Below are 16,981 nucleotides of genomic sequence, written 5' to 3'. Positions count from 1 at the left end.
AGATTTCACTCCGCTACAATTCGCGGCTGACCCCAACATAGCGATGTATACCGAGGATCCCCATGAGTGACACACCAGTCGACACCAGCAAACGGACGTGGCTGATTGCGTCCGGATGCGCTGGTGCTGCGGGAGGGGTGGCAGTAGCCGTGCCCTTCGTCAGCAGTTTTCAGCCTTCGGAAAAAGCCAAAGCAGCGGGCGCTGCGGTAGAGGTGGATATCTCTGCCTTGCAACCCGGTGAAAAACTGACCGTTGAATGGCGGGGCAAGCCGGTCTGGATTCTCCGTCGCACTCCGGAGCAGGTGGCATCGCTGGCCAAAACCGATCCTCAGGTGGCCGATCCCAAGTCTGATCGCAAGACGTATCCGACCCCGGAGTACGCCAAGAATCAGCACCGCTCCATCAAGCCCGAAATTCTCGTTTGCGTCGGTATCTGCACCCACTTGGGTTGCTCGCCGGGCGACAAGTTCCAGACTGGCCCTCAGCCCTCGCTGCCGGACGACTGGAATGGCGGCTTCCTGTGCGCCTGCCACGGCTCCACGTTCGACGTCGCTGGCCGCGTGTTCAAAAACAAGCCTGCGCCAGACAACCTGGAAATCCCGCCCCACATGTACCTGTCCGATTCGCGGCTGCTGATCGGTGAAGACAAGAAGGCTTGAGGTAGCACAACATGGCTGAATTCAAGGAAATCTCCCCCAACGCATCGGCCACCGCCAAGCTGACGAACTGGTTTGAAAACCGGTTTCCCACGGCGTTTGATGCCTACCGCGTGCACATGTCGGAGTACTACGCTCCGAAAAACTTCAACTTCTGGTACATCTTCGGTTCCCTGGCACTCTTGGTGCTGGTGATCCAGATCGTGACCGGCATCTTCCTCGTGATGCACTACAAGCCCGACGCCAACCTGGCGTTCGCTTCGGTGGAATACATCATGCGCGACGTGCCTTGGGGATGGCTGATCCGTTACATGCACTCCACGGGTGCCTCGGCCTTCTTTGTGGTGGTTTACCTGCACATGTTCCGTGGCCTGATTTACGGCTCGTACCGCAAACCGCGCGAACTGGTCTGGATCTTTGGCTGCGCGATCTTCCTGTGCCTGATGGCCGAAGCCTTCATGGGCTACCTGCTTCCCTGGGGCCAGATGTCGTACTGGGGTGCGCAGGTGATCGTGAACCTGTTTGCAGCCATCCCATTCATTGGTCCCGATCTGGCGTTGCTGATCCGCGGTGATTTTGTGGTGGGCGACGCTACGCTGAACCGCTTTTTCAGCTTCCACGTGATTGCTGTGCCGCTGGTGCTGCTGGGCCTGGTGGTGGCTCACTTGCTGGCCTTGCATGATGTGGGCTCTAACAACCCAGATGGCGTGGAAATCAAGGGCCCTAATGCTCCGCGCGACGCGAAGGGCAAGCCTTTGGATGGCGTTCCTTTCCATCCTTACTACACCGTGCACGATATTTTTGGCGTTTCGGTGTTCCTGACGGTGTTCTCTGCAGTGGTGTTCTTCGCGCCTGAGTTTGGCGGCTACTTCCTGGAGTACAACAACTTCATCCCGGCTGATCCGCTGGTCACGCCGCTGCACATTGCCCCTGTCTGGTACTTCACGCCTTTCTATTCGATGCTGCGTGCCATCACCAGCGAAATGATGTACGCGCTGATCGCTTGCGTTGGCTTGGGCGCTCTGTTTGGTATTTTCAAAGCTCAACTGCCTGCGATCTTCAAGCCTGTGATTGCAGGTGCCGCTGTGGTTGTCATTGCGCTCATGCTGGCGATTGATGCCAAGTTCTGGGGCGTTGTGGTGATGGGTGGCGCGGTCATCATCCTGTTCTTCTTGCCATGGCTGGATTTCAGCCCCGTCAAATCGATTCGATATCGCCCAGACTGGCATAAGTACCTGTATGGCGCTTTCGTGATCAACTTCCTGATTCTGGGTTACCTCGGTGTGCAGCCACCTTCTCCCATGGGTGAGCGTGTGTCCCAGGTCGGTACGCTGTTCTACTTCGGCTTTTTCCTGCTGATGCCTTGGTGGAGCCGTGTGGGCGAGACCAAGCCCGTTCCTGATCGCGTTACCTACGTTGCTCACTGACACCAGGAGATAAGAACAATGAAGAAACTGATTCTCACGATGGTGGCAGCGCTGGGCTTGGTGGCTGGTTCTGCATTCGCTTCTGGCGGCGGTGTTCCGCTGGACAAGGCTCCTGTCAAAACCAACGATCTGGCTTCCCTGCAAAACGGCGCGAAGCTGTTCGTCAATTACTGTCTGAATTGCCACTCGGCTGCCTTCATGCGGTTCAACCGTTTGAAGGACATTGGCCTGACAGATCAGCAAATCAAGGACAATCTGCTGTTCACCACCGATAAGGTGGGCGAGACGATGAAGTCTGCGATAGATCCGAAGCAGGCCAAGGCTTGGTTTGGTGCCAATCCTCCTGATCTGACGGTGATTGCCCGCTCGCGTGCAAGCTCCGCAGGTTCTGGTGCGGACTATCTCTACACCTACCTGCGCACTTACTATCGGGACGACGCCAAGCTGACCGGTTGGAACAACCTGGTGTTCCCGAACGTGGGTATGCCCCATGTGCTGTGGGAACTGCAAGGCGAGCGTCGCCCGATCTTTGAAGAACATGAAAGTCACGGGCAAAAGACCCATATCCTTAAAGGTTGGGAACAGGTCACACCGGGCAAGTTGACTCCTGTCCAGTACGATCAGGCGGTGGGCGACTTGGTGAACTACATGCAGTGGATGGCCGAGCCCGCCCAGAACACACGTATCCGTGTTGGCGTGCTGGTGCTGATTTTCCTCGGCATCTTCATCGTCATCGCATGGCGTCTGAATGCGTCTTTCTGGAAAGACGTCAAATAATTCGCTGATCTTCCGCGGGTTCCCGTCTGGGAATCTCGCGGAATTTTTTTGACAGAGTGGGCGCTTTGGCGTGTCCCACTCTTTTGATTTTTAGGAGTCTCTCACCATGATGGTGCTTTATTCGGGTACGACCTGCCCCTTTTCTCATCGCTGCCGTTTCGTCTTGTTCGAGAAGGGCATGGACTTTGAAATCCGCGATGTGGATCTGTACAACAAGCCAGAAGACATCAGTGTGATGAACCCCTATGGGCAGGTTCCCATCCTGGTGGAGCGTGATCTCATCCTCTATGAGTCGAACATCATCAATGAATACATTGACGAGCGCTTCCCGCACCCCCAGCTCATGCCCGGTGACCCGGTTGATCGTGCGCGCGTGCGTCTGTTCCTGCTCAATTTTGAAAAAGAACTCTTTGTGCACGTCAACACGCTGGAGTCCCGTGCCACCAAAGGCAACGAGAAAGCTCTGGAAAAGGCGCGTGCCCACATCCGCGATCGCCTGACACAACTGGCCCCCGTGTTCCTGAAGAACAAGTACATGTTGGGCGACAATTTCTCCATGCTTGATGTCGCCATCGCTCCGCTGCTGTGGCGTCTGGATTACTACGGTATTGAACTGAGCAAGAATGCTGCCCCCTTGCTGAAGTATGCAGAGCGCATCTTCTCTCGCCCTGCTTACATCGAGGCGCTCACTCCGTCCGAGAAGGTAATGCGCAAGTAAGCGCCTTTCCCCAAGCTTTTCACCAGAGAGACTGCTCTTGCCTATGAATGCTCAGGAATCGACCTCCACGCGCCCCTATCTGATCCGTGCCCTTTACGAATGGTGCACAGACAATGGGTTTACGCCCTACATTGCTGTGCGGGTAGATGATTCTGTGCAGGTTCCTCGTGAGTTCGTGTCAAACGGCGAGATCGTTTTGAACATCAGCTACGACGCCACAAGTGCGTTGCAGTTGGGCAATGATTTCATTGAATTCAAAGCCCGCTTTGGTGGAAAGCCGCGCGACATCATGGTGCCTGTGGGGCGCGTGATCGCTATCTATGCGCGTGAGAACGGGCAGGGCATGGCGTTTCCGCCGCCTGCAGATAATCTGGTCAGCCCTTCCTCATTGGTGTCTGATACGCTGCCCGCGTCTGCCACCGCTTCGGAATCGTCAGAATCAGGTGGTGATGACCGCGTGGTGCAATTGGTGCCGTCGACAGGTAGCGATGCCGATGGCGGGGAGGGGGTCGGGCCTCGTCCACCCTCTGGTGCTGGCGGTCGCCCGGCACTAAAACGCGTGAAATAGCAGTTTTTTCTCTGGGGCCCGATTTTTCGGTATAGAATGCGGGCTTCGCCGGTTTAGCTCAGTTGGTAGAGCACCCGCCTTGTAAGCGGTAGGTCGTCAGTTCGATTCCGACAACCGGCACCAAATTCTTCTCATTCGGTAGTTCAACACACGCTAGTTTGAACTTTCAGCCGAATCGAGTTAATCTCCCACCCCTTGACTCGTAGATGTGCCAGTAATGCTGGCACAAGCTGGCGCAGCTTGGCTGCTGCGGAATTGCTTTTGACCAGCAGGCACCAGCTGGTACCTTCTATGGGGCCCGCTTGAATGGTGTCGCGCAAGCCCGGCGGGATGAGGGGCTCGATAGCCTTGAGTCTTTGGCTGGAGTCTTGGGTCAATGCCGCAAGTTTGGCCAGTGTGGGGGATTCGGCGCTGGCTTGTTGCAAACTGATGGCTTGGTGCCTGCGGGTCGAGTAATAAGCCATGATGGGGATGGAGATAACCTAGTGCAACTGATTATCACGGACGCTCGTTCTGCCCGTACCCATTCCATACGACTGTCAGGCTTGCGGTTGGTAGGGGTGATCACCTCGCTGTTGGTTGTGATGTTCCTTGGATCCGCGCTTTTGTACCACTGGGTATTCCTGAAAGGCGCGAGAGAAGGGTGGCCTGTGTTTGGCGCATTGGTCAAATTGGTGGTCAAGGATGAATTCGACGAGCGAGATCGTTTCATGCGCGCCAACCTGGATGCCATGGCCAAGCGTGTGGGGGAGATGCAGGCTCGCATGGTCCAGCTGGAGTCGCTTGGGGATCGGGTCATGGGTCTTGCTGGAATGTCCCCAGCGGACCTTCCCAAATCGGATGGCCGCGGAGGAGTCCTGGTTGGCGCTCGCAATCTGTCACTCGAGGAGTTGCAGGCCACGCTGGACGATCTGGAAAAGATCACCGCACAGCGTGTTGATTGGATGACTGTGATGGAGTCGCGGCTGTTCGACCAGCACATCCGAAAGAAGATGATTCCCACCCATGCCCCTGTCACTGGTCGCCCGGCGGGTTCCGCCTTCGGTTGGCGTCTGGACCCCTTTACTGGCCAGTCAGCATTGCATACCGGGCTTGATTTTCAGGCCGACACGGGAACCCCCATTCTTGCGGCTGCGGGGGGGGTGGTCATTGCATCTGAATTTCATCCCGCGTACGGCAATATGGTAGAGGTTGACCACGGCAATCAATTGGTGACTCGCTACGCCCATGCCTCCCGAGTGCTGGTCAAACAGGGTGACCTCGTCAAGCGGGGGCAAAAGATCGCAGAGGTGGGTACGACGGGACGATCCACGGGGCCTCACTTGCACTTTGAGGTGCTGGTGCAGGGAGTGTTTCAAGACCCGCAAAAGTTTCTGAGCGCGGGCGCTGCCAAGGCAGATGCTCTTGCGGCAGCAACACCTGCAGGTGCTGTGGTGGCTCAGCAAAGCCGCACAGCTGCAGGCAGGTAAAATCTTCCGTCCGGTGTTCTTCGCCTGAGTGCTTGCATTCCCAGGCGATGGACCCAAATGCATTCAATTCTTATTAGGGATTTCGGTCGTTCGACGGCGCATGAGGCGCAGCGAACGGTCTTGTTCGCATGGCCACCAACTTTCTCACCAAAATTTTCGGCAGTCGCAATGACCGGCTTCTCAAGCAATATCGCAAAGTGGTTGCTCGCATCAATGCGATGGAACCCGACTACGAGAAGCTCAGCGACGATGCGTTGCGTGCCAAGACCCAGGAATTCAAAGACCGTGTAGCCAAGGGCGAATCGCTGGATGCCATCCTGCCTGAGGCTTTTGCCGTGGTGCGCGAAGGCTCCAAGCGCATCATGAAGATGCGCCACTTCGATGTACAGATGCTCGGGGGGATGGCCTTGCACTACGGCAAGATTTCCGAGATGCGCACGGGCGAGGGTAAGACGCTGACAGCCACGCTGCCTGTGTACCTCAATGCCCTTTCGGGCAAGGGCGTACACGTGGTGACGGTCAACGATTACCTTGCCAGTCGCGATGCCCAATGGATGGGGCGTCTGTACAACTTCCTCGGGCTCACGGTGGGTATTAACCTGCCTAACATGCCGCGCGAGGAAAAGCAGGCAGCCTATCAGTCAGACATCACTTACGGTACGAACAACGAATACGGCTTCGATTACCTGCGTGACAACATGGTCTACGAGTCTGGTGATCGTGTACAGCGGGGCTTGAACTACGCCATCGTTGACGAGGTGGACTCGATCCTGATCGACGAAGCCCGTACCCCTCTGATCATCAGCGGCCAGGCTGAGGACCACACCGCGCTGTACATCGCCATGAACAAGGTGGTGCCCCTGCTGGTGCGCCAGGAGGGCGAGGCCGATCCGCGTACAGGCGAAGGCATCATCAAGCCCGGAGATTTCACACTCGACGAGAAGAGCCATCAGGTCTTCCTGACCGAGCAGGGGCACGAGTCCGCCGAGCGCATCCTGGCCAGCCAAGGGTTGATAGCGGAAGGCGCATCGCTCTACGACCCCGCCAACATCACGTTGATGCACCACCTGTACGCAGCCTTGCGTGCCCAGCATCTCTACCACCGTGACCAGCACTATGTGGTGCAGAACGGTGAAATCGTGATCGTGGACGAGTTCACGGGGCGCCTCATGTCGGGTCGCCGCTGGAGCGAGGGCTTGCATCAGGCTGTGGAAGCCAAGGAAGGCGTCAACATCCAGGCCGAGAACCAGACACTCGCCTCCATCACGTTCCAGAATTACTTCCGCCTGTACAGCAAGCTGGCAGGTATGACGGGTACCGCAGACACGGAAGCCTACGAATTTCAGGAAATCTACGGTCTCGAAACCGTGGTCATTCCGCCCAACCGTCAAAGCCTGCGCGACGACCAGCTCGACCGCGTGTACAAGACCACGCGCGAAAAGTACGAGGCGGCCATCAAGGACATCCGTGAATGCCATGAGCGTGGTCAGCCAGTGCTGGTGGGGACCACCTCCATCGAAAACTCTGAAATCATCGACCAGCTCCTGAACAAGGAAGGCTTGCCGCATCAGGTGCTCAATGCCAAGCAGCATGCGCGCGAGGCCGACATCGTTGCCCAAGCGGGTCGCAAGGGCATGATCACCATCGCCACCAACATGGCCGGTCGTGGTACCGATATCGTGCTGGGCGGCAATATCGAGAAGATGGTGGCTGCCATCGAGGCGGACGAGTCTCTGGACGAGGCTGCCCGCCATGCGCAGATTGAGCAACTGCGTGCCCAGTGGAAGGCCGACCACGAAGAGGTGAAGGCCCTGGGTGGTTTGCGCATCATTGCCACCGAGCGCCACGAGTCACGCCGTATCGACAACCAGTTGCGTGGTCGCTCCGGTCGTCAGGGTGACCCTGGTTCTTCGCGCTTCTATCTGAGTCTGGATGATTCGCTGATGCGCATTTTTGCGGGCGATCGGGTCAAGGCCATCATGGACCGCCTGAAGATGCCCGACGGTGAGGCGATCGAGGCTGGCATCGTGACTCGCAGTATCGAATCTGCGCAGCGCAAGGTGGAGGCTCGCAACTTTGACATCCGCAAGCAGCTGCTGGAATACGACGATGTGGCAAATGACCAGCGCAAGGTCATCTACCAGCAGCGCAACGATATTCTGGATGCCACTGACCTGTCGGATGTGCTGGCCGCGATGCGCGAAGACTGCATGACCGATCTGGTGCGCCAGTATGTGCCAGCAGAGTCGGTGGAGGAACAGTGGGACTTGCCTGCGCTGGAGAAGGCGCTCAACGAAGAGTGGCAGATTGCCGTTTCCCTGCAGGAAATGGTCGCTGGCTCGGAGTCCATCACCGACGAGGACATTCTGGAGCGTGTCGTCAAGCTGGCCCATGCTGCTTTCGACGCCAAGGTTGCCTTGGTGGGCCGCGAGAACTTCACCCAGTTTGAGCGCGCTGTCTTGCTGCAGAGCTTTGACTCGAACTGGCGGGATCACCTGAGTGCGCTGGACTATCTGCGCCAGGGCATCCACCTGCGTGGTTATGCCCAGAAGCAGCCCAAGCAGGAATACAAGCGCGAGGCTTTCGAGCTGTTCCGCCAGCTGATCGATCAGGTCAAGAACGAAGTGACGCGCATCCTTCTGACCGTGCAGGTTCAGTCGCCAGCCCAGCTTGACGAGGCTGCGCAGCAACTGGAAGCCCGTGCCGAGAGCATCACCAACGTGACCTACACTGCACCCACGGAAACCGGCGAGGCGCAGACTACGGCAGAAGGCCAAGTGGCTGGTGCTGCGGCCGGCGACTCGGGCTTTGAGGGCATGCGCGTGGGGCGCAACGACCCCTGCCCCTGCGGCAGTGGCAAAAAGTACAAGCAGTGCCACGGCAAGCTGGCCTGATTTCAGACGACACGACACACGGGCTGCGGCCCGTGTTTTCATTTGCAAGCCTTCTCTTTGCGCATAATCGTCCGCAAATTTTTCCCAGAAAGAGTTTTGTATGCCAGTGAATCTTCTTGCCCCCGTGGCTGCTGACCTGCACCCGATTGCGGGCGTTCGTATTGGTGTCACGGAGGCGGGGGTGCGCAAGGCCAACCGCAAGGACGTGACCGTGTTCTTGCTGGATGAAGGGGCCAGCGTGGCGGGCGTCTTCACGCAAAACCGTTTTTGCGCCGCTCCTGTGCAAGTCAGCCGCGAGCATCTGGCGGCAGGCCAAGGCGTGCGCGCCATGGTGATCAATACGGGCAACGCCAACGCAGGTACGGGCGCGGATGGCCTGGCCCGTGCGCGCTCTACCTGCGCTGCACTGGCGCGCCTGTTGAATGTCACGCCTGAACAAGTGCTGCCGTTCTCTACCGGCGTGATCATGGAAACCCTGCCTACGGAACGCATTGAAGCAGCCTTGCCAGCCGCCATTGCCGATGCCCAGCCCGCCCACTGGGCGCGTGCTGCCGAAGGCATCATGACGACGGATACGCTGCCCAAGGCTTTCAGTCAGCAGGCCAAGGTGGGCGATGCGGTAGTGTCCATCACCGGTATCAGCAAGGGGGCAGGCATGATCCGCCCCAACATGGCCACCATGCTGGGCTTTTTGGCGACAGATGCTTGCGTGGCCCCTGCGGTGATGCAGCAGCTGGCGAAGAATCTGGCTGAAGGTTCGTTCAACCGGGTCACGATCGATGGGGATACCTCCACCAACGATTCGTTTGTCGTGGTTGCCACCAACAAGGCTAGCCATGCGCCCATCACCTCGCTGGATTCGCCCGAAGGGCAGGCCTTGTACGCCGCCATGCTGCAAGTAGCCCAGAAGCTGGCCCAGGCCATCGTGCGCGATGGCGAAGGTGCTACCAAATTCATCACCATCCGGGTTGAAGGGGGGAAGACGGGCGAGGAGTGCCGCCAGGTGGCGTACGCCATTGCACATTCGCCCCTGGTCAAAACCGCCTTCTACGCCAGCGACCCAAACCTCGGCCGCATTCTCGCGGCGGTGGGCTACGCAGGCATTGCAGACCTGGACCAGACGCAGATCGACCTGTACCTGGACGACGTGCATGTGGCAGTGAAGGGCGGCCGCAACCCGGCATATCGCGAAGAGGATGGCCAGCGTGTGATGAAGCAAAGCGAAATCACCGTGCGCGTGGTGCTGGGGCGCGGCGCAGCTGCTGACACAGTGTGGACTTGCGACTTCAGCCATGACTACGTGACCATCAACGCGGATTATCGCTCCTGATTTGATAGCTGTTTGCGCTTATTCAGTAAGCGCTGGAAGCCAAAATGAATGAAAAATTTGAACGGCTGATGGAGCGAGCCGAGCAGCTCATTGGCCGCATTGAGTCTGTGCTGCCGCAGCCCCTGGGGGCACCCGACTGGTCGCAGGCCATTGCATGGCGCTACCGCAAGCGCAGCAGTGGCCATGGCACGCTGGAGCCTGTGCGCCACGTGGCTGCAATGAAGTTGGAAGACCTGAAGGAAATCGATGGCCAGAAGGAAAAGATCCAGCGCAACACGCAGCAGTTTGTAGAAGGCAAGACCGCCAACAACGTGCTGCTGACGGGTGCCCGCGGCACGGGCAAGTCTTCCCTGATCAAGGCGTGCCTGAATGCTTACGCGGCCCAGGGCTTGCGCCTGATCGAAGTAGACAAGGCCGACCTCACCGATCTGCCCGATATCGTGGATGTGGTGTCCGACCGCCCTGAGAAATTCATCGTTTTTTGCGATGACCTGAGCTTTGAGGACGGAGAGCCTGGCTACAAGGCCCTGAAATCCATCCTGGATGGTTCGGTGGCTGCTGCCACGCCCAATGTGCTCATCTACGCCACCAGCAACCGCCGCCACCTTCTGCCGGAGTACATGTCCGAGAACCTCACGTACACCCATACGGAGGATGGAGAGGTGCACCCGGGCGAGGTGGTGGAGGAGAAGATTTCTCTGTCTGAGCGTTTTGGACTGTGGGTGAGCTTCTACCCCTTCAGCCAGGATGAATACCTCACGATCGTGGCGCAATGGCTGTCATCGCTGGGCGTGCCTGCCAGCGCTGTGGAAGCAGCCCGTCCGGAGGCGTTGGTGTGGGCGCTGGAGCGGGGCTCGCGCAGCGGCCGGGTGGCCTATCAGTTTGCGCGTGACTATGCGGGGCGCCATGGCAGCTGAATCCACTGGCGTGCAACCTGCACAACGTGAGCCGCGCAAGCACACCGAGGTTGCGGTCGGCATCCTGCTGCGTGCCGATGGGGCCATGCTTCTGTCCACCCGCCCGCCCGGCAAGCCTTATGCGGGCTATTGGGAATTTCCGGGCGGCAAGCTGGAAGCCGGCGAAACGGTGGAGCAGGCCCTGCGCCGTGAGCTGGAAGAAGAACTGGGCGTCACGATTGGCCCTGCAGAAGTCTGGAAGGTGACGGAGCACGACTACCCCCACGCCTTGGTTCGCCTGCATTGGTGCAAGGTGTGGCAATGGTCGGGCGAGTTTGAAATGCGCGAGGGGCAGGCGATGGCTTGGCAGCAGTTTCCGCTGACGGTAGAGCCTGTGTTGCCCGGAGCGTATCCCGTGCTCGACTGGCTGGAGCAGGAAAGAAACAGCTGATTTGCTATAGAAATAAGAGCTTGCAGCGCTTTATCTATAAGCGCTGCAAGCTCTTTTTTTATGTTCAATGCGCTGGGTTGTCAGCGGTCAGTACATCAATGCTCGACCCTGGGATCTCCGTACTGCGCATCCATGGGTGGGGCTTCGGCGGGCATGCGGAAATCTTCGTTGGCCCATGCGCCCAGATCAATTTGCTTGCAGCGTTCGCTGCAGAAGGGGCGAAATCGGTTTTGGGGGCTGAACAGACTTTCCCCACCGCAGGTGGGACAGGGAACGGTGCGTGGCTTTGCTGGTTGCATGGTGGGATGAGATGCGGCGCGTGTCGACTTTTTCAACCCGAAACGAGCCCTTGTCAGGCGCAGAGTGTCAGCTCAAATGCCGCGTCGTCCGTGCAGGCGTGCAGCCTTCCGTCCGCTTCCTGTTTCATCAGGCGTACGGAAACAATCAACCGGTTTCCGCTGATTTCAGGAATCAGACCCAGGGCCGGGTCAATGCGCAGGCGCAACAGCTGGAAGGTACGACCTGCAGGCAAGTTTTGCTGGAACTGCCCCCGTGTCGCGGCCACCTTCTGCGGGACACCCGAATCGCGCAGCAGCTTTAGCAGCACATAAATGGCTTCTGCCAAAGGGGCCAGGGTGGATGCCCATTGCTGCAAGGCGTCTTGCCGAACCGACGCTTCACGGTGCTGCCATGCATAGTAAGCAGGCAAATCAAAGCCGCAGGTGCCCCCGGGTATGCCAACGCGGCTGCGAATGCTCATCAGCCATTCGTTCTCCGTCAGTGCATGCCCTGCCTTGCCGGATTGCTGGTTCAGCGCCGTAAAGCAGCGATCCAGCTGCGCGATGACGGCATCCAGCGCAGCCTCTGAAATGGATGGATTGCCCCGATAGCCATCCAGCTGATGCTTGTGCTTCTCGATGTCTTTCAGAACGTCGGACTTGAGGTCGGCTCTGGCCGCCACGTCCATGATTTCAAAGATCGTGACAATGGCGAAGTGATGGTCCAGAGGGTGGGAGCGTGGAATCAGCTCCCCTAGCCGTCTAAACAGCTGTTCCAGCCGCAGATAGGTTCTGAGCCGCTCGTTAAAGGGGTATTCGTAGAGGATCACGCTGGCAGGTTCCTGGGCGCTTGAAATAAGGCCATGCGCCAATGGTGGTGAAGAACAGGCTGGCCGGTGCTTCTAGGCATTGCCGCACATCATAGCCCGAAGAGAGCGGCGGTTTCCTGTGCCAGAAGTTCCAATGTACGCAGCTCACAATCGTCACCATTGTGAATCACGATATCTGCGGACTGCCGCCGCTCCTCTCGCGTCGCCTGCGCCTTCATGATCGCTTCCACCGCAGCCCTTTCGAGGCCACTGCGTGCCATGACGCGGCGTATCTGGGTTTCGGGAGCGCAATCCAGAACAATCACTGCATTGAGGCGTTGGGCCCATCTGCGGGACTCCACGAGCAGTGGTACATCAAAGACTATGACTTTATGCCCGCTTGCCTCTGCTGCCAGGGCTTGCTGTTGGCTGCCCGCGTTGACGAGTGGGTGGATGATCGACTCCAGACGTGTCCGCGCTTCGGGGTGTTCGTAGACCAGTTGCCGCATGCGGACTCTGTCCAGCCCGCCTTGGCTGTCGATGTAGGCTCCTCCAAAAGCTTGCCGGATGGCGGGAATCGCGGCCCCGCCGGGAGCCGCCACCTCACGGGCTATCTGGTCTGAGTCGATGAGGGCTGCGCCTTGCGCCTGCAGTAGCGAGGCAAATGTCGTCTTGCCACTACCGATGCCACCCGTCAGCCCAATGTGCTGTGCGCTCCTGGACATACACACCTTCACAAACCGAAGGCTCGCAGCACGGTGTCAAGAATAGCCTTGGGTCCAAACACCATGGCGGTGAACCCCGCACCCGCGAGAAACGGACCAAACGGTACGTAGCCTCCTTCACGCAGGTTGCTGAAAATTTTCAGCGCAATACCTACGATGGCACCGATCACTGAGGACATCAGAATGATGGGCACCAAAGCTTCCCAGCCGAACCATGCACCGAGTGCCGCAAAGAGCTTGAAGTCGCCATAGCCCATGCCCTCCTTGCCTGTGGCCAGCTTGAAAGCCCAGTACACCAGCCACAAGGACATGTACCCCGCAATGGCCCCAAACACCGCAGACTGCAGGGGAACCTGAGTCCATTGCATGGCTGATGCCAGCAGCCCTCCCCACAGCAGTGGCAGAGTCAGATCGTCGGGTAGCAGGGTGGTGTCCCAGTCGATAAATGCCAATGTAATCAGCACCGCTGAGAACGCGCACCAAGCCACACCCGCCGGATTGGCCCCCCAGTGCTGAATACAGAAGAAAAAAAGAGCTCCTGTGGCCAGCTCTACCGCTGGATAGCGGGGGCTGATAGGTGTGCGGCAACCCGCACATTTTCCTCGTAGAAAGAGATAGCTGATTACCGGAATGTTTTCATACCAGGTGATCAGATGCCCACAGGAGGGGCATCGAGATCGCGGCACCATCAGATTGAACGTGTCTTGGGGCTTTGCCGCTTCAATGCCAATGTCTGCACCGCTTTGCTCTGCCTGAAAGGCGGCAGCCTCCAATGCCCACTGCCTCTCCATCATCTTGGGTAGCCTGTGAATCACGACATTCAAAAAGCTTCCGATTAGCAGCCCCATGACTGCTGCCAAAGTGACAGCAGATGCCAACTCCGCATCCATCAAACCACCTGGCCCAGCTTGAAGATAGGCAGGTACATGGAAACCACAATCCCCCCAATCAAGGTACCCAGGAACACGATGATGATGGGCTCCATCAGGCTCGAGAGCCCGGCAACCATTTCATCCACCTCAGCCTCATAGAAGTCGGCAGCTTTGCCCAGCATGTGGTCAATAGAACCCGATTCCTCACCGATGGCGCACATCTGAATCACCATGGACGGGAAAATCTTCGCGTTGTCCATAGCCACGGTGAGGCTCGTACCTGTGGAAACCTCCTGCTGGATTTTCTCTGTGGCCGTGGAGTAAACTGAGTTGCCCGAGGCGCCTCCTACAGAGTCCAGCGCTTCAACCAGGGGCACACCGGCCGCAAACATCGTGGCCAAGGTTCGGGTCCACCGCGCAACACAGGATTTATCAATCAACGCTCCAAAGATGGGCATCTTCAGGAGAAATCTGTCCATGAATTGCTGCATCTTCTCGCTGCGTTTCCAGGCTTGGAAAAAGAAATAAAATCCACCGCCAATGATGGTGAATATCAGCCACCACCACTTCACGAAAACTTCGCTGATACCCATCACGAAAAGTGTCGGTGCAGGTAAGTCTGCCCCAAATGATGTGAATACCTCCTTAAAGGCAGGAATCACAAAAATCATAATCACAGTCACCACCACAAAAGCGACGATGATCACGGAAATGGGATACATCAGAGCTGATTTGATCTTGGACTTGATCGCCTCGGTTTTCTCCATGTAGGTTGCCAGTCTGTCCAGCAATGCCTCCAAGATACCCGCAGCTTCCCCTGCTTCGACCAAATTGCAGTACAGGCTGTCGAAGTACATGGGATGCTTGCGGAACGCTGTGTTCAGTGAAGTTCCTGTCTCTACATCGGCACGGATATCATTAAGAAGTTTGGTCACGCTGGCATTGGTGTTGCCTCGGCCAACGATATCGAACGACTGTAGCAGGGGAACGCCAGCCTTCATCATTGTTGCCAGCTGGCGCGTAAACAAGGCTATATCCTTAGGCTTGATCTTTTTGCCAGATTTTGTACGGCGCTTCTTGATTTTGGTAGGCAGCACCCCTTGGCGGCGAAGCGTTGCTTGGACCTGATTTTCTCCTACCGCGCGAATTTCGCCGCGCACGACTTTGCCTGCACGATCTTTGCCTTCCCACTCAAAGACATATTCCTTAATGTCCCTTGACGCTGCAGTTGCCATGCTTTTCCCTAATTGTTTAATTCATTATTCATTGGTAACGGCAAGTACTTCTTCGAGTGAAGTCAAGCCTAACTTGGCTTTATAAAGGCCAGATTCCCGCAGTGAGCGAACCCCCTCCGCACGAGCTTGCTCTGCAATTTCCAGGGCGCTGCCATCACGCAAAATGATGCGCTGGATCTCTTCCGAAACAGGCATTACCTGATAAATACCAACGCGACCTTTGTAGCCGTTGTTGCAGGCTGAGCAACCGACCGGCCGGTAGGTAACCCATGTGCCATCTATTTCTTCCTCTTTATATCCAGCCTCCAGCAAGGCTTCATGAGGAATATCTGCTGGAGCTTTGCAGGCAGGGCAAAGACGCCTGGCCAAACGTTGTGCCGTAATGAGAATGACGCTGGATGCAATATTGAATGGGGCAATGCCCATGTTGCGCATCCGCGTCAAAGTAGTGGGCGCATCGTTGGTGTGCAGTGTAGATAAAACCAAATGCCCAGTCTGAGCCGCTTTGATGGAGATATCTGCGGTTTCCAAATCTCGGATTTCCCCCACCATAATAATGTCTGGATCCTGGCGAAGAAAAGACTTCAGTGCGACTGCGAAAGTCAAGCCAGCTTTCTCATTGACATTGACCTGATTGACTCCTGGTAAATTGATTTCAGAAGGGTCTTCTGCGGTAGCAATATTGACACCAGGCTTGTTCAGCAGGTTCAGGCAGGTGTAAAGGGAAACAGTTTTGCCTGAGCCCGTAGGGCCTGTAACCAAAATCATGCCGTAGGGCCTGCCGATGGCGTTCAGCAGGCGCTCTTTCTCCTCCGGTTCATAGCCCAGGGCATCGATACCCAGCTTGGCACTGCTGGGGTCAAGAATACGTATAACTATTTTTTCGCCAAACAGAGTGGGCAATGTGCTGACACGGAAGTCAATGACTCGGTCAGGCCCCACTTTGAGCTTCATACGGCCATCTTGCGGAATCCGTTTTTCAGAAATGTCTAGCCTGGAGATGACCTTTATTCGAGAGGCGAGCTTATCTTTGATGGCTATCGGGGGGGATGCAATTTCCCGCAATTCACCATCGATGCGAAAGCGGACTCGGTACTGGTGCTCGTATGGCTCAAAATGCAAGTCGGATGCGCGCATATTGAACGCATCGAGCAGCATTTTATGCAGGAATTTAACGACCGGCGCGTCTTCTACTTCATTGGCGCCGGCGTCAATAGCCTCTGGCACCTCTTCAGTAACGGATTCATCAAACTCGAAGTCACCTCCGGCCATGGTCTCCATAGACTCATTAGCAGACTTGGTACTTGAGTCCACGAGCCGGTTGAGTTTGTCATACTCAGCAATAATCCAATCAACACCCAGCTGGGTGGTGAATTTGATTTTTTCTGCGGCTTCCTGGTCTGTGGGATCTGCTGTGGCAACAATCAGGCGATTGCTGCGCTTGCTCAGCACCAGGACTTTGTAAGACTGACAAATCTTGGCGTCCAGCAAATCCTTCGGTAGTCTTTGCGGATCAATGGCGTCCAAATCGAGTAGCGGCGCTCCGAAAACAGCAGATACCGTATGCGCCAGATCGGCCGCTGATACCACACCTGAGCCAGTCAGCTCTGCAATAAAACTAGTGCGATTATTTTGTGACTTTTGGTAAATTTCTTCCGCTGCTTTTTGGGCAAGTTTGCCAGCAGACATCAATGCTCTGCCTAAACCTGGCAAAGCGACTGAGGGTGTGTCTTTCGAAGCGGTGTCAGCGACGGCCATGTAACCAAGGGTGCATTATTGTGAATAGCGAATCATCCTATCACTCCCTTGTGTTTTTGGGGTTGTCAGGTCCCCTGTTACGGTGGTTAGTCCGCAACGTTGGGTTGAGTTCTTTGGG

The 16,981-nt window shown here is 56.9% G+C and carries 17 protein-coding genes and 1 tRNA gene; 11 read left to right on the top strand and 7 right to left on the bottom strand.

Annotated features, from left to right (window positions below; translation table 11 throughout):
- The first annotated feature begins 62 nt into the window (after window positions 1-62).
- The 6 genes from petA (at window position 63) to AACH87_RS17670 (ending at window position 4,269) form a co-directional block, all read left to right on the top strand.
- Window positions 63-659, top strand: a complete 597-nt coding sequence (gene petA, locus AACH87_RS17695; protein ID WP_338795826.1) for a ubiquinol-cytochrome c reductase iron-sulfur subunit — start codon at window positions 63-65, stop codon at window positions 657-659.
- Window positions 660-670: 11 nt separating this feature from the next.
- Window positions 671-2,083: a cytochrome bc complex cytochrome b subunit gene (locus AACH87_RS17690; protein WP_338795825.1), complete on the top strand. Its 1,413-nt coding sequence runs from the start codon at window positions 671-673 to the stop codon at window positions 2,081-2,083.
- An 18-nt stretch (window positions 2,084-2,101) separates the two neighbouring features.
- Window positions 2,102-2,860, top strand: coding sequence for a cytochrome c1 (locus tag AACH87_RS17685; RefSeq protein ID WP_338795824.1), 759 nt, complete (start codon window positions 2,102-2,104; stop codon window positions 2,858-2,860).
- 106 nt (window positions 2,861-2,966) lie between these two features.
- A complete protein-coding gene (locus AACH87_RS17680; RefSeq protein ID WP_044400199.1) occupies window positions 2,967-3,578 on the top strand; it encodes a glutathione S-transferase N-terminal domain-containing protein in 612 nt (203 codons plus the stop codon).
- Window positions 3,579-3,621: 43 nt separating this feature from the next.
- The gene (locus tag AACH87_RS17675; RefSeq protein ID WP_338795822.1) at window positions 3,622-4,146 is read left to right on the top strand and encodes a ClpXP protease specificity-enhancing factor; all 525 of its coding nucleotides are present in this window, start codon (window positions 3,622-3,624) and stop codon (window positions 4,144-4,146) included.
- Window positions 4,147-4,193: 47 nt separating this feature from the next.
- Window positions 4,194-4,269, top strand: a tRNA-Thr gene (locus AACH87_RS17670).
- 20 nt (window positions 4,270-4,289) lie between these two features.
- On the opposite strand, the gene AACH87_RS17665 is transcribed toward AACH87_RS17670, so the two are convergent.
- The gene (locus AACH87_RS17665) at window positions 4,290-4,610 is read right to left on the bottom strand and encodes a hypothetical protein (RefSeq protein ID WP_338795821.1); all 321 of its coding nucleotides are present in this window, start codon (window positions 4,608-4,610) and stop codon (window positions 4,290-4,292) included.
- Between the two features lie 21 nt (window positions 4,611-4,631).
- Here AACH87_RS17665 and AACH87_RS17660 point away from each other — a divergent pair, with 21 nt between their 5' ends.
- The 5 genes from AACH87_RS17660 to AACH87_RS17640 all read left to right on the top strand — a co-directional run bounded on the left by AACH87_RS17660 (window position 4,632) and on the right by AACH87_RS17640 (window position 11,186).
- Window positions 4,632-5,615: a M23 family metallopeptidase gene (locus AACH87_RS17660; RefSeq protein ID WP_338795820.1), complete on the top strand. Its 984-nt coding sequence runs from the start codon at window positions 4,632-4,634 to the stop codon at window positions 5,613-5,615.
- A 128-nt stretch (window positions 5,616-5,743) separates the two neighbouring features.
- Window positions 5,744-8,509 (top strand): preprotein translocase subunit SecA, encoded by a 2,766-nt coding sequence (secA, locus tag AACH87_RS17655; RefSeq protein WP_338795819.1) that lies wholly within the window; start codon window positions 5,744-5,746, stop codon window positions 8,507-8,509.
- A gap of 100 nt (window positions 8,510-8,609) precedes the next feature.
- Complete coding sequence (gene argJ / locus AACH87_RS17650; RefSeq protein WP_338795818.1) at window positions 8,610-9,839, top strand: bifunctional glutamate N-acetyltransferase/amino-acid acetyltransferase ArgJ; 1,230 nt, start codon at window positions 8,610-8,612, stop codon at window positions 9,837-9,839.
- 44 nt (window positions 9,840-9,883) lie between these two features.
- Window positions 9,884-10,756, top strand: coding sequence for an ATP-binding protein (locus AACH87_RS17645; RefSeq protein ID WP_338795817.1), 873 nt, complete (start codon window positions 9,884-9,886; stop codon window positions 10,754-10,756).
- The gene (locus AACH87_RS17640) at window positions 10,746-11,186 is read left to right on the top strand and encodes an NUDIX domain-containing protein (protein WP_338795816.1); all 441 of its coding nucleotides are present in this window, start codon (window positions 10,746-10,748) and stop codon (window positions 11,184-11,186) included. Before AACH87_RS17645 ends, AACH87_RS17640 begins: the two co-directional genes overlap by 11 nt.
- 95 nt (window positions 11,187-11,281) lie before the next feature.
- On the opposite strand, the gene AACH87_RS17635 is transcribed toward AACH87_RS17640, so the two are convergent.
- From AACH87_RS17635 to pilB, 6 genes are all read right to left on the bottom strand, one after another.
- Complete coding sequence (locus tag AACH87_RS17635) at window positions 11,282-11,485, bottom strand: DNA gyrase inhibitor YacG (protein ID WP_338795815.1); 204 nt, start codon at window positions 11,483-11,485, stop codon at window positions 11,282-11,284.
- A gap of 53 nt (window positions 11,486-11,538) precedes the next feature.
- Complete coding sequence (gene zapD, locus AACH87_RS17630; RefSeq protein WP_338795814.1) at window positions 11,539-12,294, bottom strand: cell division protein ZapD; 756 nt, start codon at window positions 12,292-12,294, stop codon at window positions 11,539-11,541.
- An 89-nt stretch (window positions 12,295-12,383) separates the two neighbouring features.
- Window positions 12,384-12,998 (bottom strand): dephospho-CoA kinase, encoded by a 615-nt coding sequence (gene coaE, locus AACH87_RS17625; RefSeq protein WP_338795813.1) that lies wholly within the window; start codon window positions 12,996-12,998, stop codon window positions 12,384-12,386.
- Between the two features lie 8 nt (window positions 12,999-13,006).
- Window positions 13,007-13,888, bottom strand: coding sequence for an A24 family peptidase (locus tag AACH87_RS17620; protein WP_338795812.1), 882 nt, complete (start codon window positions 13,886-13,888; stop codon window positions 13,007-13,009).
- Window positions 13,888-15,105, bottom strand: coding sequence for a type II secretion system F family protein (locus AACH87_RS17615; RefSeq protein WP_338795810.1), 1,218 nt, complete (start codon window positions 15,103-15,105; stop codon window positions 13,888-13,890). The genes AACH87_RS17620 and AACH87_RS17615 overlap by 1 nt, the downstream gene beginning before the upstream one ends.
- Before the next feature lie 24 nt (window positions 15,106-15,129).
- Window positions 15,130-16,863, bottom strand: a complete 1,734-nt coding sequence (gene pilB, locus AACH87_RS17610) for a type IV-A pilus assembly ATPase PilB (RefSeq protein WP_338795809.1) — start codon at window positions 16,861-16,863, stop codon at window positions 15,130-15,132.
- Window positions 16,864-16,981: the final 118 nt, after the last annotated feature.

The organism is Acidovorax sp. DW039 (assembly GCF_037101375.1).
Taxonomy (GTDB): domain Bacteria; phylum Pseudomonadota; class Gammaproteobacteria; order Burkholderiales; family Burkholderiaceae_C; genus Acidovorax.
Note: the sequence above shows the minus strand (reverse complement) of the source record. Positions and strands in the feature narration are given on the sequence as shown.